We start from the raw sequence: 18931 nt of genomic DNA, 5'->3' as shown, positions 1-18931 counted from the left end.
CGAGGGCAAGCCCCACCGCGTGGCCGTCACGGCCGTGGCGAGGAAGCTGTGCCACATCGTTTTCGCGGTGATGCGCGACCAGGTCCCGTACGACCCCGAAAGAAAATAGGGTCGGGCGAAACGAAGCCCCTCCAGGCGGCGACGCCGCCCGCTTCGCCATGCCCGAAAGCATTCGATATTCGGTTCTCAAGCTGCAACGTTCCAACAAATCAAAAAGTCTTAGAATCTACGGTTTAGCCCTTGACTTCATATAGCTGGTCTCCTTACGTGTGAATTCGTCCATGATAACGCGAATCGGGAGATCGTGTTTTTGCAATATTGTAACCAAAGGCAAACTTTTTTATCCAAACGCTTGACTCATGGCCACCTCTGAACTATAAGTTTTCCAGAGCTAACTATCTCCGAGAAAGCCACGCAAAAGGAGCGTTCCCGTGGACAAACGCGAATACGTGAAATTGTTCGAGCGAAAACTGGTACACCACTGCACGCCGACACTGGCTGGCATCAAGCCGGGAAGCCTGTTCGTCTGCCGCGACGAGTCGGTCTCTGGGCTTGGCAAGAGCAAGTCGGGAATAGTCTCTGCGAGGACCCATGAGCGCAACCTGGCTTACGCGCTGCGCGCAACGCGCGACAAACTCTACGATTGCGGCGTTCGCATCGAGCTTTTGGCACGCAGGAAATCCGGGGTGCTTCTCTATGTCTACCGCCCTGACCTGCTTCGACGCGACCTTTCGCAACCTGAGGTTGCAAGCTTCCTCGCACAGGGGGGATACGACACCGGCTCCCTCGCGGCCTGCATCGAGCTTCTGCACAAGCGCATCTGCGGGACCGACCTGCAAAGCACGCTTTCAGGGTCTTGCGCGTTCCCTCACGAAATAGGCCTCTTTTTGGGATACCCGTTCGAGGACGTCATGGGGTTCATCGAGAACAAGGGCGAGAACTACCTGTGCAGCGGATGCTGGAAGGTGTACTCATGCGAACGCGATGCGAAGGAGTGCTTCTGCAAATACAAGGAATGCACGCGCGCCTATGAGGAACTTTTCGACGAAGGAGTATCGCTGGAATGCCTCGCCATCCTCGACGACGCCTTCCCCGCCGACGAAGCCTATTCCCAGGCCAGTTAAGAGCACGCTGGGCGATGTGCACGCGGGAGGGGAGCCTGCGTGCACATCGCCCAGCGCTGAACAAAAGCGCTCGGAACCGAATAGCAACCGATATGCAAGGAGAACCCATCATGAATAAAGTCGCTATCGTTTATTGGAGCGGCACGGGAAACACCGAGGCCATGGCCGACCTGATTGCGCAAGGCGCGCGTGCCGCCGGCGGCGAGGCCGATCTCATCCAAGCTGCGGATTTCGATTCGAGCAAGCTCGATAACTATGACGCTTTCGCGTTCGGTTGTCCCGCAATGGGCGACGAGGAACTCGAGGAGATGGAGTTCTTGCCCATGTACGACGAGGTGGAGCCGCATCTTCCCGGACGCAAGGTGGCGCTGTTCGGGTCCTACGATTGGAATGACGGCGAATGGATGGAGCTTTGGGAGAAGCGCGCGGAGGAGGCGGGCGTCGACGTGGTCGACTCCGTCATCGCGAAGGACTACCCCGACGACGACGCATCCGCGGACTGCATGCGCCTTGGCACGCTGATCGCAAAGTAGGGCGCCGTGCCGCGCGGGCGCGGGCCCGATCGAAAAGGAAAGGGATTGGCGGCGGCGCGGCGCGCCCGCATTTATTCCCCTACAAGTTTCCGCAGCTCAAAGGCACCGTTTTCGTAAATCGCATAGCTGTTCGAGCCGTCCTTCGGGAGAGAAACGCTACCGGGGTTCACGAAGAGAACGCCATCGCGCGAGACAATCTCCTTCACGTGGGTGTGCCCGTACAGAAGGGCGGCACCTCGCGCGAGCGGCGGCACATTCTGCGGCCCAAACAGGTGGCCGTGAGTGCAGAACAGCAGGCGCGGCTTGGCCTTTGGGGCGGGCTGTCCATCTGCGCTCTCCGCAGGCGTCGCGTCCATCACGATCGCGTAGTCGGCCATACATGGGAAATCGAGCACCATCTGGTCGACCTCGCTATCGCAATTGCCGCGCACGGCAACGACGCGATCGGCCAGCGTGTTCAGCATGGCGAGCACCTCCTTCGGCGCGTAATCGCGCGGAAGGTCGTTTCGCGGACCATGATAGAGAAGGTCACCCAGAAGGACGATGGTGTCGGGCGATTCAGCCTCGATTCGCGCCATGAGCGCGCGGCACCAGTACGCCGAGCCGTGGATGTCGGATGCAATCAAAAGCTTCATCGGGGCGCTCCTTTCTTGTCTTTGCGAAAGCATACCCTATCCGAGATGCAAGTCGTCGCGAAGTTGACGCCAGCAAGCCCTATCTCACGACGGTAGGTGTTTGGCTTGCTGGGCGGCTATAGGCCAAAAAGCAGGGCAAACCCGAGCAAAACCGCCAGAAATACCACGTTGACCAGCGTAAACACTTTGAAGTATCGCATCTTCGCCCCCACACGGCCGATGGAGATCGCCTTGAAGGTGATCAGGCTCGCCATCGAGGCGATGAGCGTCCCAAGCCCGCCAAGATTCGTGCCCACGATGAGGGCGTCCCATTGACTCGTGAACCCGGAGAGCAGCACGGCCGCGGGGACGTTGCTGGCCACCTGGCTCGCGCCCACTGCCGCGATGACCGCATTTTGCCCCACGAGCCCCGCCACCGCATCATGGACAAGCGGAATGCGCACCATGTTCCCCACAAAGACGAACAGCGCCACGAAAGTGAGCAGGAGCGCGAAATCAACGCGCCGAAGCTGCTCGGCATCAGTAAGCGCGACGATCGCGATGACGATAGCAAGCACTATGCGCACATCGACGATTCCCGCAACTGCGAGCAGGCAGATGCAGAATAGCACCAGGTAAATTGCAAGACGTCCGCAGCTGCATTTCCACAGGGGTGCAGGGGCGGCGGCTTCGCGGGCCTCATATGCAGAGTAGGGCGCAGCGCCATCGGACCAGCACGACCGCGGGACGACCTCTCCCCCACCAGCAGCACCCCGAACGCAGCCCTCGTTCTTGCCAGCCTTTTCCCCGCAACAAGGCTTCGACCTGAACAGCACGAGAATGCACCCAGTTAGAAGCGCTGCGGAAAGCACCGTGTAGGGTGCCATGAGCAGCAGGAAGCGGGAAACCGACATCCCCGAAGCGGTGAACAGGTACAGGTTTTGGGGATTCCCGACAGGTGTATGCATGCTGCCGAGGTTCGCGGCGACCGTCATGAGCGCAGCCACGAGGAGCGCGCGACCCTCCATGCCCGCCGCGCGAAGCGTCACGAGGGCGAGGGGAACGAACGTGATGAGCGCCACGTCGTTCGTCACCGCCATGCTCGCGAAGAAAACGATTCCCACAAGCGCGAACGCGATTGCGCGCTGGGACTTCGCCCGTGAGACGAGCCACTTCCCCATCGAATCGAGGACGCCGAGAGAGCGAAGCCCGGCAACGACGGCCATCAGGCAGAAGAGCAGCGCGAGCGTGTGCCAGTCGATATAGGAAGAATACGCCGCGTCGGGCGGAACGGCGATGCACGACGCGGCGGCGAGCACGACGGCGACAACGAGGACGACCTCGCGCCGCACGAAATCGCGAAGGCGTTGCACTTAGAAGCTTTCCCAGCTCACAAGCGACATATCGATGTCGGCGGGCGTATGGGGAGTCGGATGCTCGCAGATGGTTCCCACAACGAGCATCGCTTCAAGGGAGAGGCCTTCCGGTGCGCCGAGGATGCGGCTGACATAGTCGCTCGAGGGTGTACCGTCGGCGGCAGTGCGCATGCGGGCCTGGACCCAGCAGCTGCCAAGGCCCAGCGCATCGGCCGCCAAGTGCATGTTGGTCATGGCAACCGAGCAGTCTTCGACCCACGTGTCGGCGATGGAGGGGTCCCCGAACACGGCAATGACCAGGCTCGCCGTGTCGAAAAGCTTCTGTTTGGGATCGCGAGCTTGGGCCAGGCGGGAAATCGTCTCCGCATCCTCGACGACGACGAAGCGCCAGGGCTTTTTCCCCTTGCCCGCAGGGCCGGACATGCCCGCGACGAGAAGCGCCTCGACCGTCTCGCGGGGAATGGATCCTCCCGTAAAGCTGCGGATGCTGCGGCGATGAAGCAGCGTATCGAGAATTTCCATGAGGTTCCTTTCTTTATGACCAGCTCGGGTCACTAACTTTTCCCCAGCGAGCAGCAACACCCCACCGTGAAACTGCGTCCTGCGGAGAAGTGTCTACAAAGCCACGATGGCCTCCTCGAGCGCAACAATCTCCTCTTCGCGCGTGGCCCAACTCGTGCAGACGCGAATGGCGACGTGCTCCTCATCCGTGCGCTCCTCGAATTCCAACTCGAACCGCTCGGAGATCTGCGCGTACTGAGCGTCGGTAAAGTTGATGAAGACCTGGTTGGTCGTCGTCTGTGCGAACAGGGGAATGCCCGCCTTCGCGCAAGCGTCCTTCACACGCGCGGCGTACTCGTTCGCGCGGCGAGCGACCTTGAAGTAGAGATCGTCGGTGAAGAGCGCCTCGAACTGCGCGCCGAGCAGCCACCCCTTCGCGAGCATGGCCCCGTTCTGCTTCATGTTCGCGCGGAAATGCGGCTTGAGCTCGTCGTTCACGATGACGACGGCCTCGCCGAACAGCGCGCCGCATTTCGTGCCGCCGCAGTAGAACACGTCGGCGAGCCGGGCAATGTCCTCGAGGGAAACGTCGCCGCCGATCGCCTCGAGCCCGTAGGACAGGCGCGCGCCGTCGATGAACAGGTAGAGCGAGAACTCGTCGCACACCGCGCGGATGGCGGCGAGCTCGGCAAGCGTGTAGACGGAGCCTGTCTCGGTCGCCATGGAAAGATAGACCATCTTGGGCTGCGTGATATGTTCGGGAATGATGCTTCCCGCCCAGTTTGCGGCAATGGCGCGCACCTGGTCGGCGCTGATTTTGCCATCGTGAGCAGGTGCGGTTTCGCACTTGTGGCCCGCGTGCTCGACCGCGCCGGTCTCGTGCACGTTGATGTGCCCCGAGTCGGCGCAGATGACGCTCTGCCATGGGCGCAGGGCGGACTCGATGACGACGAAGTTCGCCTGCGTGCCGCCAACGAGGAAGTGCACATCGGCCGAGGGCGCACCTGCACGCTCGCGAATCAGGCGAGCCGCGCGCTCGCACACCTCGTCGCAGCCATAGCCGCAAAACGCCTGGTCGTTAATAGTTTGGAGCGCCTCGAGAACCTCGGGGAGGGCGCCTTTGCAGTAATCGCAGTTGAGTCTGATCATGGAATCCTGGCTTTCGGGAAACAACAGTTTGCAAATTGTTCGGACAACAGCATATCGCACCAACACGGAAAGCGGACCAAGACCGTGCTAAACGCGGCGCCTTTCCCGCATGCGCACCACAGCCACCACAATGGCGACCGCCACAAGCGCGCCTGCGGTATCAACGCCGATATCGAATGGCTGTCCGCTTCTGCCCGCAACGAACAACTGGTGAAACTCGTCGAAGCAGGCGTATACGAAAGCGATAGCCACCGCGCCCGCCGCCGCAGGGGCGATCCTTCGAGCACCCCGGAGCGCCTGCGAAGCCCGCAGCGCTTGAACCTGGCGCAGTGTCAGGAAGACGAGCAGACCTAACACGGCGTACTCGCTGAAATGTCCCGCCTTTCGCACGGGGAAGCTGAGCGATTCCACAACGGCCGCCTGCTCACCAGGCGACATGCCGGAATAGCCCGGCCATACCGCCGAAAGCACGGCAGACGTCACGCCGTCGCTCATACCCTGGGAGTGGTCACCGTCGTTTGCCGACATAAAGAAGATGAACCCCATCCACAAGAGGAGCGCCACGACGCACGCCGCAAGCCGCACGCATTGACCGCGATGCACATTTGACGCAGAAGACAACATGATTCCTATCTTCTCTCTTTCGACGCTACGAAAACGGGGCCGGCACTTTTGCCAGCCCCGATTCGATCGTTTGGTTTACCCGTCTTACCCGTCACACTCTACATCGGCGGGAAGCGCACAACAAGGTACGCAGCCGACACGGCGATGGTGACGAGCATAATCGGGAAGCCGTATTTCAAGAAGCCCATGAACGTGATCTCAGTGCCGTGCTTCTTGGCGATGTCGGACATGACGACGTTCGCCGATGCACCAATGAGCGTGCCGTTGCCGCCGAGGCAGGCGCCGAGCGACACCGCCCACCACAGGGGCATGACGTCCATGCCGGTCGCCTCCATGGAAAGCAAGATCGGGATCATCGTGGCGACGAACGGGATGTTGTCGAGGAAGCTCGAGATGACAGCAGAGGCGAAGAGCAGCACGAGCATGGCGATAAAGGTCGAACCGCCCGTGACGTCGATCAAAGCCTGCGCGAGCATGCCGATGACACCGACCTCGGACAAGGCGCCGACCACGATGAACAGGCCCGCGAAGAAGACGAGCGTGGTCCATTCCACATGTGCGAGGGCCTCCTCGATGCGCTCGCCCGAGATGAGCATGAGGATGCCCGCCGCCGTGAGGGCGACGACGCAGGACTCGATGCCGAGCGAACCGTGCAGCATGAAGCCCACCGTCACGAGAATGATCATGATGACGCTCTGACGAAGAAGCGTGGGGTTCTTGATTTCCTCGCGCTCGTCGCGCTCCATGAGGGCGCGCCTGTGCTCCTCGTCGACTTTGAACTTGCGGCCGAACAGCAGATAGAACAGCCCGATCATCACGATGAGGCAGATGATCGCCGCCGGCGCGTCGACCATGACGAAGTCCGCGAACGAGAGGCCCGCGGCCGAGCCGATCATGATGTTGGGCGGGTCGCCGATGAGGGTCGCCGTGCCGCCGATGTTGGAGGCCATGATCTCGGCGAGGAAGAACGGCAGGGGATCAAGGTCGAGCAGGCGGCACACCGTGACCGTCATGGGGCCGATGAGCAGAACCGTCGTCACGTTGTCGAGCAGGGCCGAGAGCACCGCGGTCAGGCAGACGAAGAGCACCATCACCAGCCAGGGATTGCCCTTCGCAAGGCGCGCGCACTTGATGGCCAGGTACTCGAAAAGCCCCGATAGCTTCACCACGGCGACGAAGAGCATCATGCCCAAAAGGACGCCGAGCGTGTTGAAATCGACGTGTTCCATAGCCGCGTCGAAGCTGACCACGTGGAGGATGAGCAGGATCATTGCACCGACGACGGCAGCGAGCGCACGGTGGATCTTCTCAGTTACGATTGCCACCATGACGACGACGAACACGACGATGGCGATTATCTGGGTTGTGCCCATGCGGTTCCTTTACTGTTCGATTTTTCGCATTCGAATCAGTATCCACGAAGAAGGGAGCCTTGTCATCAACATTTGAGCGAGATGCCCGCCCAATTCGGCAAAATTACTCCTTCAAGAAGGCTAGGCGAGGTCGAACAGCGAGGGCTGCACGGGCTGCTTGAGCCGTTCGGACTGTACGGATTGCCCAGCCCGTGCAGACTTCTCGAATTGCGAGAATCGCCCAGATCGTTCGGACTGCTCGGGTAGCTCGAGCAGCGAGGCCTGCCCAGGAGCCGCTCCCCCGTCGTTTGACCCTGCGAACTTCTTCTCGTCCTTTAGCAAAGAGCGGTATTTCGCCATAATCTTCTTCGACTTAACCTTAGCCGCATCATCGCCTGGCGAAACACCCTTGGCGGAGAGGATGAGCTCGGCCTCGGAATTGCTGAGGCGTTCGGATTCGAAGCCGAAGATCAAGGATTCTAAGTCATCTAGCTTTTTCAGGTTGCGACAAGCCATCTCGCCCTCGAACACATAGAAGAACTTCACCACCTTGCCCTGAAGCAGCATCTGTATAGTGTTCCTCAGTGTTCCGGAACTGACCTGCAAGGCACCATAGCGGTTCTTCTCTATCGGGTTGAACAGGGCCATACCCCAATCGGCGTCATTGGCCATGGCGCGGTCCTTGGCCATCTGCCGCTGCTGGGACTTTAAGGTCGCATCTGCCTTGATCGACCTTACACCCCATCCAGGCTCGGGCTTGACTCGTGGGCTGCCAAATATCGTGTAGAGGGTGACGCGCCCGTAGAGCGGCACCCTCAGGAAATCGATGATTTCGCTGTCCACGCCCTTGTCCGAGTCGCCGATGAGAATTCCAATCCCCTGCTTGATGATCGCGTCGAGGGAGTTTTGCGCCGCCTTGGGAATCGAGCACTGCGAACGCGACCCGGAAATGAAGACACGCTTCTCGGGTCGCCCTGCCGACCCGGCACTGCCGCAATCCGCCAGACCCGCACCATCACGACCCACCGCTGCGGACGGCGAGTGCTTGATAGTCGCGGGAGCTTTCGCGAGGTCGGAGACGAGAAGGGCGTGCCCCAACCTGACAGAGTCGACGACCTCCCCCTCTCGAAGCAAGGCGTCAAGGGCGCGGTCGGCAAGGAGAATCCCCCCGCAACCAGCGGCCTTGAAGTCGGCCAGCGACCGGTACACCGCGGCGTCTTCAATGTCAAGGAGAGACCTACTTCCAACCGCAAACAGGAACGGGGGTTCAGACGTGAAGAAATCCCTGAGATGCCCCGTCTCTCCATCCTCGGGGAACAAGACATAGATTCCACGTTGACCCAGCTTCTCAAGCTCGAGAGAAAGCTTGAGACCCTTGGCGAGCAAGCCGCGCACCTTCGCGCTCTCATCAAGCGAAAGGGTGCTCACTGCAGCCTCAATGTCGCCATCTGATGCCGCCAATGCCCGCTTAAGGTCGGCCTTTTCGGCAGGAGACAAGGATCCTCCGAGAAGATTGCCATATAGCATGATGAGAGACTTTTGCTCTTCAGTATATTTCTCGTCCATTTAATCCCCGCTACCCGTTTTGACTAGCGCAAAAGGATATACGCTCGAAGCACCGGCTTCCAGCAGCTTCGCCGCAATGACGGTAAAGGTCCACCGAGAATCCACCATGTCGTCGACGAGCAGGACAGATCTCCCCCTGACGCCCCAAGAATCGGTTACGGCAGTGGAATTTCTGATGTTGTCCTCTTGCTGCGCGCTGTTCAGCAACATTTTCTGCTCGGCAGCGTCACACGTTTTCTGGACGGCCTCGACGCAGGGTACCCCCAGCGAAGCCGCGAGGCTCTTCGCGAAGTCGAGCACCAGGCGAGGATGCCTGCGGCTCGGAATCGGGACAACGCAGTCGATGCCTTCCCACGCAACCTTTTCCTTCAGGAACCTGCTCGATGCATCGACGAGCTCGTCGGAGAAAGACCCAATAATGTACTTTCCTTCCTTGACCTTTTGCCCCGCCGCAGAATAGTAGTCGGCGCACAGCACCCAACCTGGCCGCATCTGCAACTCCGGCCTGATCCGGGCGCGCGAGCCCCATACCTTACGCGGCGCTATTTCCCCATGTCTTCCGCCCAAGTACCGAGTCGCTGCCGCCACGGTGCTCTGATCCGCGCTTACGGGCACGATGAAGCCGCCCCGGCAGTTCGCGCAGATGCCGCACGTCTCCTGAGCATCGGGGGCATCGAGCTCGGCTGCCACGTGTTTCATGAAGCAGTCGGTCGAATCGAGATACCCGATGAGCGCCTCGTGCTCGGCGATTCGCGTCTTGGTGATTTGGTCCCTCTTCTCCCGCTCCGCCGCCGCATCGAACGCCTTCCCGAAACTTGCGCGGTAGACGGATCTATCCCGATACAGGTAGTCGTGGACAAGAAGGTACTTCAAGGCCTCGTCAAGCTTGCCCTTCTTCACGTTGAGGGACTCGAGCATCTCCCCATATCTCACTCCAAATTGGGCCATATGAACGATGTTCCCCAGCAAGTCGGGCGACGCTTGCGCGGTCGCGATGAAATGGTTGAGAATCTCTTCGTCCTCTTCCCCATGCAGGAGAAACGCATATGCGGGCTTACCGTCGCGTCCCGCTCGGCCGATTTGCTGGTAGTAGGCGATGAGGTTTTGGGGGAGCTGGAAATGAATAACAAAGCGAATGTCCGACTTATCGTACCCCATGCCCAGCTTCACCGTGGCGGCAAGCACCCTGGTATCACCGGCCACGAAACTTGCGAGGTTTTGCTTCTCGACGCTCGCGTCCCGTTCGTCTTCTCCCATGCCGGAGTAATAGGGAAGAATTGACACCCCTCGCTCAGAAAGAAAATCCGCAACGGCCGTGCAATCGGAATGCGTGAGACAGTAGATTATTCCCTGACCGTTCGAGAGGATCTCGTCCCCGACCAGCATCTGAGCGAGCCAAGCGAGCCGCTATTCTCTGGTTTGCGGCGGATTGACCTGGATTGCTAAGTTCTCTCGAATGAGGTCGCCCCGGACTATCTCCAGGTTGCCGCCCATTTGTTCCTTGATGTCGGCGATAACCCGATCGTTCGCCGTGGCCGTCGTTCCCAAGACGGTGACGCTGCCGGGCAGGCCGTCTATGATCTTCGAGACGCGTTGATAGTCCGGTCGAAAGTCGTGTCCCCAATCCGATATCGAGTGAGCCTCGTCGACCACCACCAACTCGATTCCCGACACCTCTGCCAAATGCTTCATGAACTGCTCGTTTGAGAGCCGCTCGGGCGAGACGATAAGAGCATCGATGCGATTGAGGTTGCGGTAGATATCGTTCCACTGGTCTTTGTTGTCGGAGTTCACCGTTACCGCATCGACCCCGAATGCTCGAGCGGATTCGACCTGGTTTTCCATAAGCGCCAGAAGCGGGCTGATGATAAGAGTCGGGCCTGCTCCGTTTTCCCGCAAGATCCTCGTAGCGATGAAATAGACAAGGGACTTTCCCCAACCGGTCTTCTCGACCACAAGCGAATCGCGGCCGGAAACCACGGACACGATGGCATCGAGCTGTCCGGGGTGGAACTGCGCGGCCGGACCGTACGCATTCTTGAGAATCGAATACGCGCGTTCTTGGATGAATTGCCTCTCAAGCGTTCTTCCCATGCTTGCCTCCTCGACCATGCGGGCAGTCCGTTGCTTCGACGAGCCTATTTTCCCATAAGGATGCTTCCCAGTTACCGCAAACCTTTGCTGATAGCAGAATGATTTGTCGCGTCGCCCTCGAAGCATGCCGGCTCCGAAGTTCGTCACGGTGAACCATGGCAAAAGAAAAAGCGAGCACGAGGCCCGCTTTCTCCTTGTGACCCCAGACAGGGTCGCAATACCTTACAGCCAATAGCCGCCGTCGGAGGGGTGATCGACGACGGTGTGCGACTGCACGAGGCACGTATCGATGGAGCCGATGAAGCCCGCACCGTGCGCGGAGAGGCGCTTGAACTCCTCCATGGCGCCGGCGGGCGGTAACGGCAGGTGCGGAACGCGACGGGGCGGCGGGCGAGGCCGGCACGAGGCGCGACAGGCGTGAGCGCTCTATACAATTCGCAAAATGTTGCGAATTGATTGACTCGCATAATTTTGCGAGCTATTATTGTCGCAGAATTATGCGAATGAGTTATTCCTCGCAGACAAACGAGAGGATATGCTGGTGATAGACGCACTTGAAATCGGCTATGCGATTAAGGACCGCCGAGCAGAACTCGGCTTGACCCAGGCGCAGGTAGCCGAGGCAGCTGGAGTCTCGAAGCGATGCCTGTGGTCGCTGGAGCTCGGTCAAAATCCTGGCGTTCAACTGGATAAATTGACAGCAGTCCTGGGAGCGCTCGGCCTCGACCTGCGAATAGACAAAGGCGACCTTCCGTGCTTCAAGGCCCAAAAGGAAGAACTGGGAGCAGAACCGACCGACGCCTCTCCGCATTGCGATAACGGCTTCGACGCCCTAGCGATTCTCACAGGAAAGGCAAAATGATGAGCGAAGAATTGGATGTACTAATTTCGGGAGAGCACGCCGGCATGCTCTCGCAAGACAACTCCGGCCAGCTTTCGTTCGCCTACCTTCAAGGATATCGAGGCGTACCGCTCTCCTCGGCAATGCCGCTGTCGACTCGAACCTACCGCGACAAAACCGTGCGCCCGTATCTTTGGGGCCTTCTCCCCGAAGACCAGGCTGCAAGGAAAGCTGTTGCCGCGAATGCAGAAGTTTCACCGAACAACCCCTTTGCGCTCTTGAGCGTCATCGGTCTGGACTGCCCCGGTGCCGTCCAGTTCTGCCCGCCAGGAGGGAATGCAGCGCGAGAGGAGAAGCTCGTCCCCATCGACAGTGCGGAAATCGCGCGGAGGCTTTCAGCTGGCCGCGAGGAAGGCTCCGGATGGCTCGCAAATAATGAGCACTGGAGCCTTGGCGGCCAACAGAGCAAATTCGCGCTCAGAAGGCAAGGTGGTGAGTGGTTCTCCTGCGAGGGAGCGGCAGCCACCACGCACATCTTTAAAAGCGGCGTCAGGGGATTATCCCATCAGGCCCTAAACGAGTATGTTTGCATGCGCCTTGCCGCAGCTTGCGGAGTCAACGCTGCCCAAGTCGAGTACCATGAGTTTGAAGGCGAGGAGGGAATCGAGCCCGCGATAGTAATCGAGCGATACGATCGTCTAGCCAGCGGCGGCGTCGTGAAGCGGTTACATCAGGAAGACCTCTGTCAGGCGCTCGGATGCCTGCCAGAAAGCAAATACACCGATTCTGGCGGCCCGGGCTGCACCGCTGTCCTCGAACTTCTGAGGTCCACCGGCAGCACAGCGCAAAACAATGTGGCGAATTTTTTGCAGATGCACTTTTTCAATTGTCTCATCGCCGCGACCGACGCCCACGCGAAGAACTATTCCATCATGCTCGAAGCAAATGGAGAACATCGGCTGGCACCCATGTACGATGTCGCTTCAATCGCGCCCTACGTAAAGCTCAGCACGTGGAAAACAAAGCCGCCGAAACTCGCGATGTCGATAGGCGGAGAAAACCGAGCTGGATGCGTCTCAGCCAACAACCTGAGCAAACTCGTAAGGCAATCCCGTCTGGACGATATCGGTATCACCTCCGAAGGATGCGCCGAGCTGATGTCGCTCTATGCCGACATCATTCCCGCTAAGCTTGCAGAAGTGTTCGACCACTTGAAGGACACTGCGTCCGCCCCATCCGCAAAAGAGCTCAGGTCGCACATGGAGGAACCTATTGCGCAACTATGCAAGAAGACAAAAGCACGGTTGTAGCTATTCGTCGCTACGAGATTCACAACCCACATCTTAACCCACTGAAACGAAGTGAAGCCCGCTTGCGGCATTGCCGCCTGCGGGCTCCCCTTGCAAGCAAGACTCTTTCTTCCAGATATGGCAAGCGAGGCTTTACGCCTGCTTCTTGATGTTGTTCGCAAGGATGAACAGGACGACCACAAACAGGGTGCCGATCAGGCTGCTGGCACTGATACCCGAACCGGTCGCCTCCATGATGAGGCCGAGCGCGTTGAACACGATGCCGATGATGCACAGCACCCAGAACACGCCGATCTTCGACGGGTCGTTTGCACCGCGCACGCCGAACGCGCCGACGACGATGTCGAAAGCGCCGGCCACGATAAGGACCACACCGCCGATCGTGCCTAATACCGCAACACCGGCACCGGAAGAACTCGCCTGGGACATGACAAAACCGTTAGCGCCCACGGTGAGCACGATTCCCGCAACAGCGATAATCGCTCCCACGACGATGCCGATAATCGACAGGACCTTCAGCGCTGTCTGTGAACTGGTTTTCATAGACCCTCCCTGCTGTTGCCAACTTATTGTTATGCATAAGGATACAGGAGTCCGCGCGAAAACCGACGGGTGAGTCCCAAAGGTGAAGCTTTTGGGACATCGGGCCCATCTTTCTGTAAGTCGAACTCCTTTCGTTACTTTGAAGAACGCGGCGAACGGACGGCCCAGCCCCACACCGCGAAGCCAACCGATCCAAGTGGATTTTGTGGCGAACCGACCCCGCGCCGCACCCAGCAATGCCGACAACGGGGAGCACGCTTGCACGCATCGGCGAATCGTATATCCTTCCAACTATAACAACCTTCAAAGGAGCCAATCCATGGAACGAATTGCAAGCTTTTCCGTCGACCATACCAAGCTCGAGCCCGGCGTCTACGTATCGCGCAGCGACGCCGATGAGAAGACCGGCTGCGTAACCACCACTTTCGACCTGCGCATGACAGCGCCGAACCGCGAGCCGGTGATGGACACCGCCGCCGTGCACGCGATCGAGCACCTCGGCGCCACCTTCCTGCGCAACGATGCGGAATGGAAGGACCGCGTGATCTACTTCGGCCCCATGGGCTGCCGCACCGGGTTCTACCTTGTGCTGTTCGGCGCCTATGAACCCACCGACGTGGCAGACCTCGTGCTTCGCCTGTTCGAGTTCGCGCGCGACTTCGAGGGCGAGATTCCCGGCGCAAAGCCCGAAGAATGCGGCAACTACCACGATTCCGACCTGGCTCAGGCGAAATGGTGGGCACGACACTACGTGGCCGACACGCTTTCCGTGCTCGACGACGCACACACGCATTATCCGGCTCTTCTGGACTAGGACATATCGATGGAGAACCCTATCGGCATCATCGGCGCAATGGACGTCGAAGTTGAGCTGCTGAAAGAGAGCATGACTGCAGAGGGCGCGGTCGAGACCTCCCGCACCGGGCAGCTCTCGTTTTTCACCGGCACCTTATCGGGCGTGCCCGTCGTCGTCGCACAGTGCGACGTCGGCATGGTGAACGCGGCCGCCCACACGCAGCTGCTCATCGACCGCTTCGCCGTACGCGGTGTGGTGAACACGGGCGTCGCAGGATCGCTTGACGCCTCGATCGACATCGGGGACATCGTGGTGGCGACCGACGCCGTGAACCACCTGATGGACGTGGGGAACTTAGGTTACGCCCTGGGGCAAACGCCGGGGCTGTCCACGCTCGCCTTCCCCGCCGACGAGGCGCTCCGGCGCGCCGCGGTGGACGCCGCAGCCGAGCTCGGCATCCAAACCTGGGAGGGCCGCGTGGCCTCGGGCGATGTCTTCGTGCGCGAGGATGCCGACAAAAACCGCATCGCCGACACGTTCGACGCGAGCTGTTGCGAGATGGAAGGCGCGGCGATTGCCCAGGTCTGCTGGCTGAACCGCGTTCCCTTCGCCATCGTGCGCGCAATCTCCGACAAAGCGGACGGCACCGATTACATCGACTACCCCACCTTCGAGGCGCAGGCGGCGCGCCAATGCGCTGCGCTCGTCACGCGGATGATAGGCCACCTCGTGTAATGACCGCCCAAACGCATACCGCCGCCCGCGCGCAAAAGCTGTTACGCCGCAAGGGAGCGCTCACGCCGCTAATCTTGGTCATGGGATTCATCGGCGCCTCGCTTCGCTACCTTCTGGAATGTGCGCTGCCCGCAAACGGCGGCTTTCCTGCGGCAACGCTCGTCATCAACATCTTCGGCTGCTTCGTGCTGGAACTGGTGAACCAGTACGTGGGGCGTCGCATGCACCTGCCGGGCGCTCTCGTGAAGTCGCTCGGCGTAGGGCTTGTGGGCGCCTTCACCACGATATCGGCGTTCTCGACCGAGTGCTTCGCTTTTCTGCAGGCAGGCGAGGTCGGACTGTGGGCAGCCTATATCGTAGCAACGCTCACGACGACGTTTCTCGCCTCGCTTGCGGGGCACGCCGCATGCCGCGGCCTCGACGCATGGCGCCTTGCACGCATCGAACGGCGCCGCGAGGCCATCCATCGGGCACACGCCGCACGCCGAGCAAGGGCGATGAGGGAAGCCGATAGAGCCAGAAGCCAAGCCCGAAGCGCCTTCGCGCAGGAATGGGGCAGGCGTTGCGAGGATAACCCAACTGCGGAGGATTCCTCCCCCAAAGATGAGGGAGGCAAACGATGAGTCCTCTTCTGCTTGTCGCCGTAGGATTCGGAGGTGCCTTAGGAGCGCTTTGCCGCAGTAAGGCAACGGGCTTTCTCAAGGCACGCACGCACGGGGATTTCCCCACAGCGACGCTCATCATCAACATCTGCTCGTGTACTTTGGCGGGAATCGCCTTGGCGGTTCAGGCTGATCTTAACGAGGTTCTCTACCTCGCGGCGACCATGGGATTTCTCGGCGGGTTCTCCACCCTGTCGACCATGAACTACGAGGCGGTGGAGCTTGTCCTTGGCGGCAAGCGTGCACTCGGCGCAGGATACCTTGCCGCAACTTACGCGAGCACCCTCGGCGCCGCAGCGATCGGGTTCGCCATCGCAAGCACGGTTATGTAGTCCTCGCGCCCAGCCGCCATCATGCCTTCCGCGGCGATGGCGAGGTTTCTGCTATTCGGGGCGCTCGCGCCACCTGCGGCGTCCGCAGCGCTCTCAGAGTCTGCGCGTCCCGCATTGCTCGCATCTTCTGCGGCGCCCGCACCGTTCGCGTTTTCCGCAGCGTCCGCGGAATCCGCTCCGTTCGCGACATCCGCGTCATCTTCCGCGGCGTCGCCTTCCCCACCAGACGCAACTGCACGATATGTGTCCGCCTTGTTGCCCGGCACGGCGGAAGGCCGATAGGAGGCCCCATCCGATGCCGCATGCCACAGGCCGTCCGCTCCGGGGATGTCCGCAGCGCTCGGCTGCGGCAGAAAGCACTTGGAACCAACCCAGGCAAACGACTCGCCGAGCGTCACCTCTGCAAGCTTTGAGCATCCCTCGAACAGGTACACCATGGTCTCCACATTCGATGTGTCGAACGAGGACAGATCGAGCGCCCGAAGCGAGGAGCAGCCGAAGAAGAGGTAACTCAAATTGTTCGCCGCCGCCGTATCGAATGAGGACAGATCGAGCGAAGCAAGCGAGCTGCATCCCGAGAACATATGGTTGAAGTCGATGACGGACGACGTATTGATTCCAGCGAAATTCACCGCTTCGAGCTTGGAGCAATCCGCGAACAGATAGCTCAGGTTGACCGCGGACGACGTATCGAAAAGCGAAAGGTCAATCCGCTTAAGCCCCGAGCAGCCCGAGAACATCCCATAGAATGTCTGCACCTTGGCTGTCGACGCCCTCGACAGGTCGAGCTCGGTCAAAGACTTGCACCCATAGAACGCCTGCGAGAGATCGGTGGCGGAGGTGGTGTCGAACGTCGACACATCGAGAGTGGCAAGCGAGGCGCAGTTGTAGAACATCGACGCGAAGGTGGTCGCGCTTCCCGTGTCAAAGTGCGACAAATCGAGGGACCTAAGCGAGCTGCAACCGTAGAACATCTGCTCGAACGAGGTCGAAGCAGACGTCTTGAACGACGAGATATCAATCTCTTCGAGGGAAGCACATCGATAGAACATCTGCCTGAAGTCTTTTCCGCTCGACGTGTTCCAACCCGCAAGGTTTACACTCCGAAGCGACGAGCAATCCTGGAACACGTCGGCAAACGACCTGACAGAGCTCGTGTCGAGGGCGGAAAGGTCGAGGTCAGTGAGAGATTTGCACCTTGAGAAGGCATATCCTAAGCTTGTTGTTTTCGACGTGTCGAGCCTAGACAGGTTGACCGATAAGAGGTTGTTGCACTCGAAGAACCACGCATACATCGTCTGCGGGGCGATGCCGCCATCGACGACCGCGACGCGCTTTATCTTGCTCGCGACGCCCTTCCACGGCGGAGTGCTCTTCGTATTCTGGATATTTGCGTACACCGCTGTCGCCGTCTTGCCCTCGAAGACGCTTCCCTCGACGGGCAGGGCGCGGCGCTTATAGAAGGTGAGCGAGGCGTCGTCTTCCGAATAGACTGCGAACGGGACGGAGTCCGAAGCGCTCGGTTCTGTCGACTGAGCGCAGAAGAGAAACGACGCCGAAAGCAGCGTCACGGGATGCTGGGCTGCTTGCTCGAATAGGGCGGCATGCACAGCGGGATCGAGACGGGACACCGCCCAGCTCACATCGAGCGAGCCTTGCACGGGGACGATCATCGTCGGGTCGTAGGACGCGAAGCCTCCTGAATAATCGAGCAGCGTCGAGCTGCCCGACTTCGCTGAAACTGAGATGCCGTCGTAGGCGGTAGTCGCCGTGGCCATGGCAAGACGCGCCGGGGTGCTTCCCGAGTTCTCCACCTTCCACGAAGTCGGCGTCGCAACCGTCCCGTCGGAGAGCAGCGCACACGGCACGGTCGTGGGCATGGTCACCACGATCGTATCATCGTCTGCTGACGCGCCAGCCCCGCCCTCGTCAGCGTATGCGGGCACAAAGGGGAAGGCGAGGCACCATGCCACCGCAAAAGCTGCCGCGAATAAGACCGCGGCAGCATGCCATATTCCCGTTATTGCCCGCACGTGATGCATGTGATGCGACTATTTGCTACTGCGCAGCGCCAGAAGCGACGGTCCAGGTGATGGTCGCAGCCTTTTGGGGCGTCGAGATGTCAGAGGTCACGCGTGCGATCTTCGCATCGGTGATGTCGAGGGAGATCATGTCGTTTGCGGAAGTGGCATAGCCCATGTTCCACGCCGCATTGACAGAAGTATCGACGGACGCGGCGGCCTGCAAGCCGTTGACCGTGAACTGGAAGGCGTTCGCGGTGGTGCCCACCGTCACGTCAGCGACGAGCTTGAACGGCGACTGCTCGGTGACGGCCATATTCACCACGTGAATCGGGAAGACCGACTTGTTCTGAATCTGCAGGGTATCTGCAGAGGGGGCCAGCATCGTGCCGTCTGCCTTGGCGACGAAGGGGATTTGCGTCGGCACCGAGAACGACAGGTTGTCGCCGGAGGGGTCGGGGGTCACAGACTGGATGGTGACGTCCGTCGACTGAGAGGTAGCGCCATCGGCGAAAGCGAGGGCGGGGGTTGCGATGGCGGTTGCCATGACGAGGCTTACAGCCAGCGCACCCACGCGCGCCTTGAGGCTTCGGTTGCTGATTGCGTCCATGGAAGGACTCCTATCTTTAAGTCGTTGCATTTTTAAGCCTTTTATCGAATGCTTATGGATGCAATGCAGATTCTGGCGGGCAGGGTTGCCGACATGGCCGATGAGAGCCTTGCTTCTCGTAAAGGAGTCTGGCAACCTGCCCCATCCG

At 60.0% G+C, this 18931-nt stretch carries 20 protein-coding genes; 8 read left to right on the top strand and 12 right to left on the bottom strand.

The window, feature by feature from the left end; translation table 11 throughout:
- Positions 1-431: 431 nt before the first annotated feature.
- Positions 432-1124 carry a DUF3793 family protein gene (locus ACMRQN_RS05430; RefSeq protein WP_418734132.1) on the top strand — a complete coding sequence of 231 codons (693 nt, stop codon included), beginning with the start codon at positions 432-434 and terminating at the stop codon, positions 1122-1124.
- Between the two features lie 110 nt (positions 1125-1234).
- A complete protein-coding gene (locus ACMRQN_RS05425) occupies positions 1235-1657 on the top strand; it encodes a flavodoxin (protein WP_418734131.1) in 423 nt (140 codons plus the stop codon).
- A 71-nt stretch (positions 1658-1728) separates the two neighbouring features.
- Here the strand turns inward: ACMRQN_RS05425 and yfcE are convergent, their stop codons facing one another.
- From yfcE to ACMRQN_RS05380, 9 genes are all read right to left on the bottom strand, one after another.
- Entirely contained in the window at positions 1729-2292 is a 564-nt protein-coding gene (yfcE, locus tag ACMRQN_RS05420) for a phosphodiesterase (protein WP_418734130.1), read from the bottom strand.
- Between the two features lie 116 nt (positions 2293-2408).
- Positions 2409-3644, bottom strand: a complete 1236-nt coding sequence (locus ACMRQN_RS05415) for an SLC13 family permease (RefSeq protein WP_418734129.1) — start codon at positions 3642-3644, stop codon at positions 2409-2411.
- On the bottom strand, positions 3645-4169 hold the full coding sequence (locus tag ACMRQN_RS05410) for a nitroreductase family protein (protein WP_418734128.1): 525 nt from the start codon (positions 4167-4169) through the stop codon (positions 3645-3647). It lies immediately after the preceding gene.
- Positions 4170-4262: 93 nt separating this feature from the next.
- Positions 4263-5297 (bottom strand): threonine aldolase family protein, encoded by a 1035-nt coding sequence (locus ACMRQN_RS05405; protein WP_418734127.1) that lies wholly within the window; start codon positions 5295-5297, stop codon positions 4263-4265.
- Between the two features lie 87 nt (positions 5298-5384).
- Complete coding sequence (locus tag ACMRQN_RS05400) at positions 5385-5921, bottom strand: VanZ family protein (RefSeq protein WP_418734126.1); 537 nt, start codon at positions 5919-5921, stop codon at positions 5385-5387.
- 98 nt (positions 5922-6019) lie between these two features.
- Positions 6020-7294 (bottom strand): ArsB/NhaD family transporter, encoded by a 1275-nt coding sequence (locus ACMRQN_RS05395; RefSeq protein ID WP_418734125.1) that lies wholly within the window; start codon positions 7292-7294, stop codon positions 6020-6022.
- Between the two features lie 120 nt (positions 7295-7414).
- Complete coding sequence (locus ACMRQN_RS05390) at positions 7415-8839, bottom strand: hypothetical protein (protein ID WP_418734124.1); 1425 nt, start codon at positions 8837-8839, stop codon at positions 7415-7417.
- A complete protein-coding gene (locus ACMRQN_RS05385) occupies positions 8840-10225 on the bottom strand; it encodes a helicase-related protein (protein ID WP_418734123.1) in 1386 nt (461 codons plus the stop codon). It lies immediately after the preceding gene.
- Positions 10226-10246: 21 nt separating this feature from the next.
- Positions 10247-10933 (bottom strand): DEAD/DEAH box helicase, encoded by a 687-nt coding sequence (locus ACMRQN_RS05380; RefSeq protein ID WP_418734122.1) that lies wholly within the window; start codon positions 10931-10933, stop codon positions 10247-10249.
- Between the two features lie 535 nt (positions 10934-11468).
- Here ACMRQN_RS05380 and ACMRQN_RS05375 point away from each other — a divergent pair.
- Both ACMRQN_RS05375 and ACMRQN_RS05370 read left to right on the top strand, forming a co-directional pair.
- Positions 11469-11795: a helix-turn-helix domain-containing protein gene (locus ACMRQN_RS05375; RefSeq protein ID WP_418734121.1), complete on the top strand. Its 327-nt coding sequence runs from the start codon at positions 11469-11471 to the stop codon at positions 11793-11795.
- Positions 11792-13084: a type II toxin-antitoxin system HipA family toxin gene (locus ACMRQN_RS05370; protein WP_418734120.1), complete on the top strand. Its 1293-nt coding sequence runs from the start codon at positions 11792-11794 to the stop codon at positions 13082-13084. Before ACMRQN_RS05375 ends, ACMRQN_RS05370 begins: the two co-directional genes overlap by 4 nt.
- A 132-nt stretch (positions 13085-13216) precedes the next feature.
- Here ACMRQN_RS05370 and ACMRQN_RS05365 read toward each other — a convergent pair whose 3' ends face one another.
- A complete protein-coding gene (locus ACMRQN_RS05365; RefSeq protein WP_418734119.1) occupies positions 13217-13627 on the bottom strand; it encodes a hypothetical protein in 411 nt (136 codons plus the stop codon).
- 319 nt (positions 13628-13946) lie between these two features.
- Here ACMRQN_RS05365 and ACMRQN_RS05360 point away from each other — a divergent pair, with 319 nt between their 5' ends.
- From ACMRQN_RS05360 to ACMRQN_RS05345, 4 genes are read left to right on the top strand one after another with little or no spacing between them, the layout of a single operon-like run.
- Positions 13947-14441: an S-ribosylhomocysteine lyase gene (locus ACMRQN_RS05360; protein WP_418734118.1), complete on the top strand. Its 495-nt coding sequence runs from the start codon at positions 13947-13949 to the stop codon at positions 14439-14441.
- Between the two features lie 9 nt (positions 14442-14450).
- Positions 14451-15158, top strand: a complete 708-nt coding sequence (locus ACMRQN_RS05355; protein WP_418734117.1) for a 5'-methylthioadenosine/adenosylhomocysteine nucleosidase — start codon at positions 14451-14453, stop codon at positions 15156-15158.
- On the top strand, positions 15158-15781 hold the full coding sequence (locus ACMRQN_RS05350) for a fluoride efflux transporter FluC (RefSeq protein ID WP_418734116.1): 624 nt from the start codon (positions 15158-15160) through the stop codon (positions 15779-15781). The genes ACMRQN_RS05355 and ACMRQN_RS05350 overlap by 1 nt, the downstream gene beginning before the upstream one ends.
- A complete protein-coding gene (locus tag ACMRQN_RS05345; protein ID WP_418734115.1) occupies positions 15778-16152 on the top strand; it encodes a fluoride efflux transporter FluC in 375 nt (124 codons plus the stop codon). The genes ACMRQN_RS05350 and ACMRQN_RS05345 overlap by 4 nt, the downstream gene beginning before the upstream one ends.
- Here ACMRQN_RS05345 and ACMRQN_RS05340 read toward each other — a convergent pair.
- Together ACMRQN_RS05340 and ACMRQN_RS05335 are read right to left on the bottom strand one after the other, a co-directional pair.
- Positions 16092-18194, bottom strand: coding sequence for a BspA family leucine-rich repeat surface protein (locus ACMRQN_RS05340; protein WP_418734114.1), 2103 nt, complete (start codon positions 18192-18194; stop codon positions 16092-16094). The two genes, ACMRQN_RS05345 and ACMRQN_RS05340, sit on opposite strands and share 61 nt — an antisense overlap.
- Positions 18195-18210: 16 nt before the next feature.
- A complete protein-coding gene (locus ACMRQN_RS05335; RefSeq protein ID WP_418734113.1) occupies positions 18211-18783 on the bottom strand; it encodes a hypothetical protein in 573 nt (190 codons plus the stop codon).
- Positions 18784-18931 lie beyond the last annotated feature (148 nt).

Origin of the sequence: Ellagibacter sp. (assembly GCF_048412355.1) — a bacterium.
Classification (GTDB): Bacteria; Actinomycetota; Coriobacteriia; order Coriobacteriales; family Eggerthellaceae; genus Ellagibacter.
The sequence above is the reverse complement of the archived record's forward strand: the minus strand, read 5'-3'. Positions and strand labels throughout refer to the sequence as shown.

Excerpts from the sequence above, each read along its gene's own strand:
- ACMRQN_RS05425 (WP_418734131.1), top strand. The coding sequence starts at position 1,235 with ATGAATAAAGTCGCTATCGTTTATTGGAGCGGCACGGGAAACACCGAG.
- yfcE (WP_418734130.1), bottom strand. The coding sequence starts at position 2,292 with ATGAAGCTTTTGATTGCATCCGACATCCACGGCTCGGCGTACTGGTGC.
- ACMRQN_RS05410 (WP_418734128.1), bottom strand. The coding sequence starts at position 4,169 with ATGGAAATTCTCGATACGCTGCTTCATCGCCGCAGCATCCGCAGCTTT.
- ACMRQN_RS05405 (WP_418734127.1), bottom strand. The coding sequence starts at position 5,297 with ATGATCAGACTCAACTGCGATTACTGCAAAGGCGCCCTCCCCGAGGTT.
- ACMRQN_RS05400 (WP_418734126.1), bottom strand. The coding sequence starts at position 5,921 with ATGTTGTCTTCTGCGTCAAATGTGCATCGCGGTCAATGCGTGCGGCTT.
- ACMRQN_RS05395 (WP_418734125.1), bottom strand. The coding sequence starts at position 7,294 with ATGGGCACAACCCAGATAATCGCCATCGTCGTGTTCGTCGTCGTCATG.
- ACMRQN_RS05390 (WP_418734124.1), bottom strand. The coding sequence starts at position 8,839 with ATGGACGAGAAATATACTGAAGAGCAAAAGTCTCTCATCATGCTATAT.
- ACMRQN_RS05385 (WP_418734123.1), bottom strand. The coding sequence starts at position 10,225 with ATGCTGGTCGGGGACGAGATCCTCTCGAACGGTCAGGGAATAATCTAC.
- ACMRQN_RS05380 (WP_418734122.1), bottom strand. The coding sequence starts at position 10,933 with ATGGGAAGAACGCTTGAGAGGCAATTCATCCAAGAACGCGCGTATTCG.
- ACMRQN_RS05375 (WP_418734121.1), top strand. The coding sequence starts at position 11,469 with ATGCTGGTGATAGACGCACTTGAAATCGGCTATGCGATTAAGGACCGC.
- ACMRQN_RS05370 (WP_418734120.1), top strand. The coding sequence starts at position 11,792 with ATGATGAGCGAAGAATTGGATGTACTAATTTCGGGAGAGCACGCCGGC.
- ACMRQN_RS05365 (WP_418734119.1), bottom strand. The coding sequence starts at position 13,627 with ATGAAAACCAGTTCACAGACAGCGCTGAAGGTCCTGTCGATTATCGGC.
- ACMRQN_RS05360 (WP_418734118.1), top strand. The coding sequence starts at position 13,947 with ATGGAACGAATTGCAAGCTTTTCCGTCGACCATACCAAGCTCGAGCCC.
- ACMRQN_RS05355 (WP_418734117.1), top strand. The coding sequence starts at position 14,451 with ATGGAGAACCCTATCGGCATCATCGGCGCAATGGACGTCGAAGTTGAG.
- ACMRQN_RS05350 (WP_418734116.1), top strand. The coding sequence starts at position 15,158 with ATGACCGCCCAAACGCATACCGCCGCCCGCGCGCAAAAGCTGTTACGC.
- ACMRQN_RS05345 (WP_418734115.1), top strand. The coding sequence starts at position 15,778 with ATGAGTCCTCTTCTGCTTGTCGCCGTAGGATTCGGAGGTGCCTTAGGA.
- ACMRQN_RS05340 (WP_418734114.1), bottom strand. The coding sequence starts at position 18,194 with ATGCATCACGTGCGGGCAATAACGGGAATATGGCATGCTGCCGCGGTC.
- ACMRQN_RS05335 (WP_418734113.1), bottom strand. The coding sequence starts at position 18,783 with ATGGACGCAATCAGCAACCGAAGCCTCAAGGCGCGCGTGGGTGCGCTG.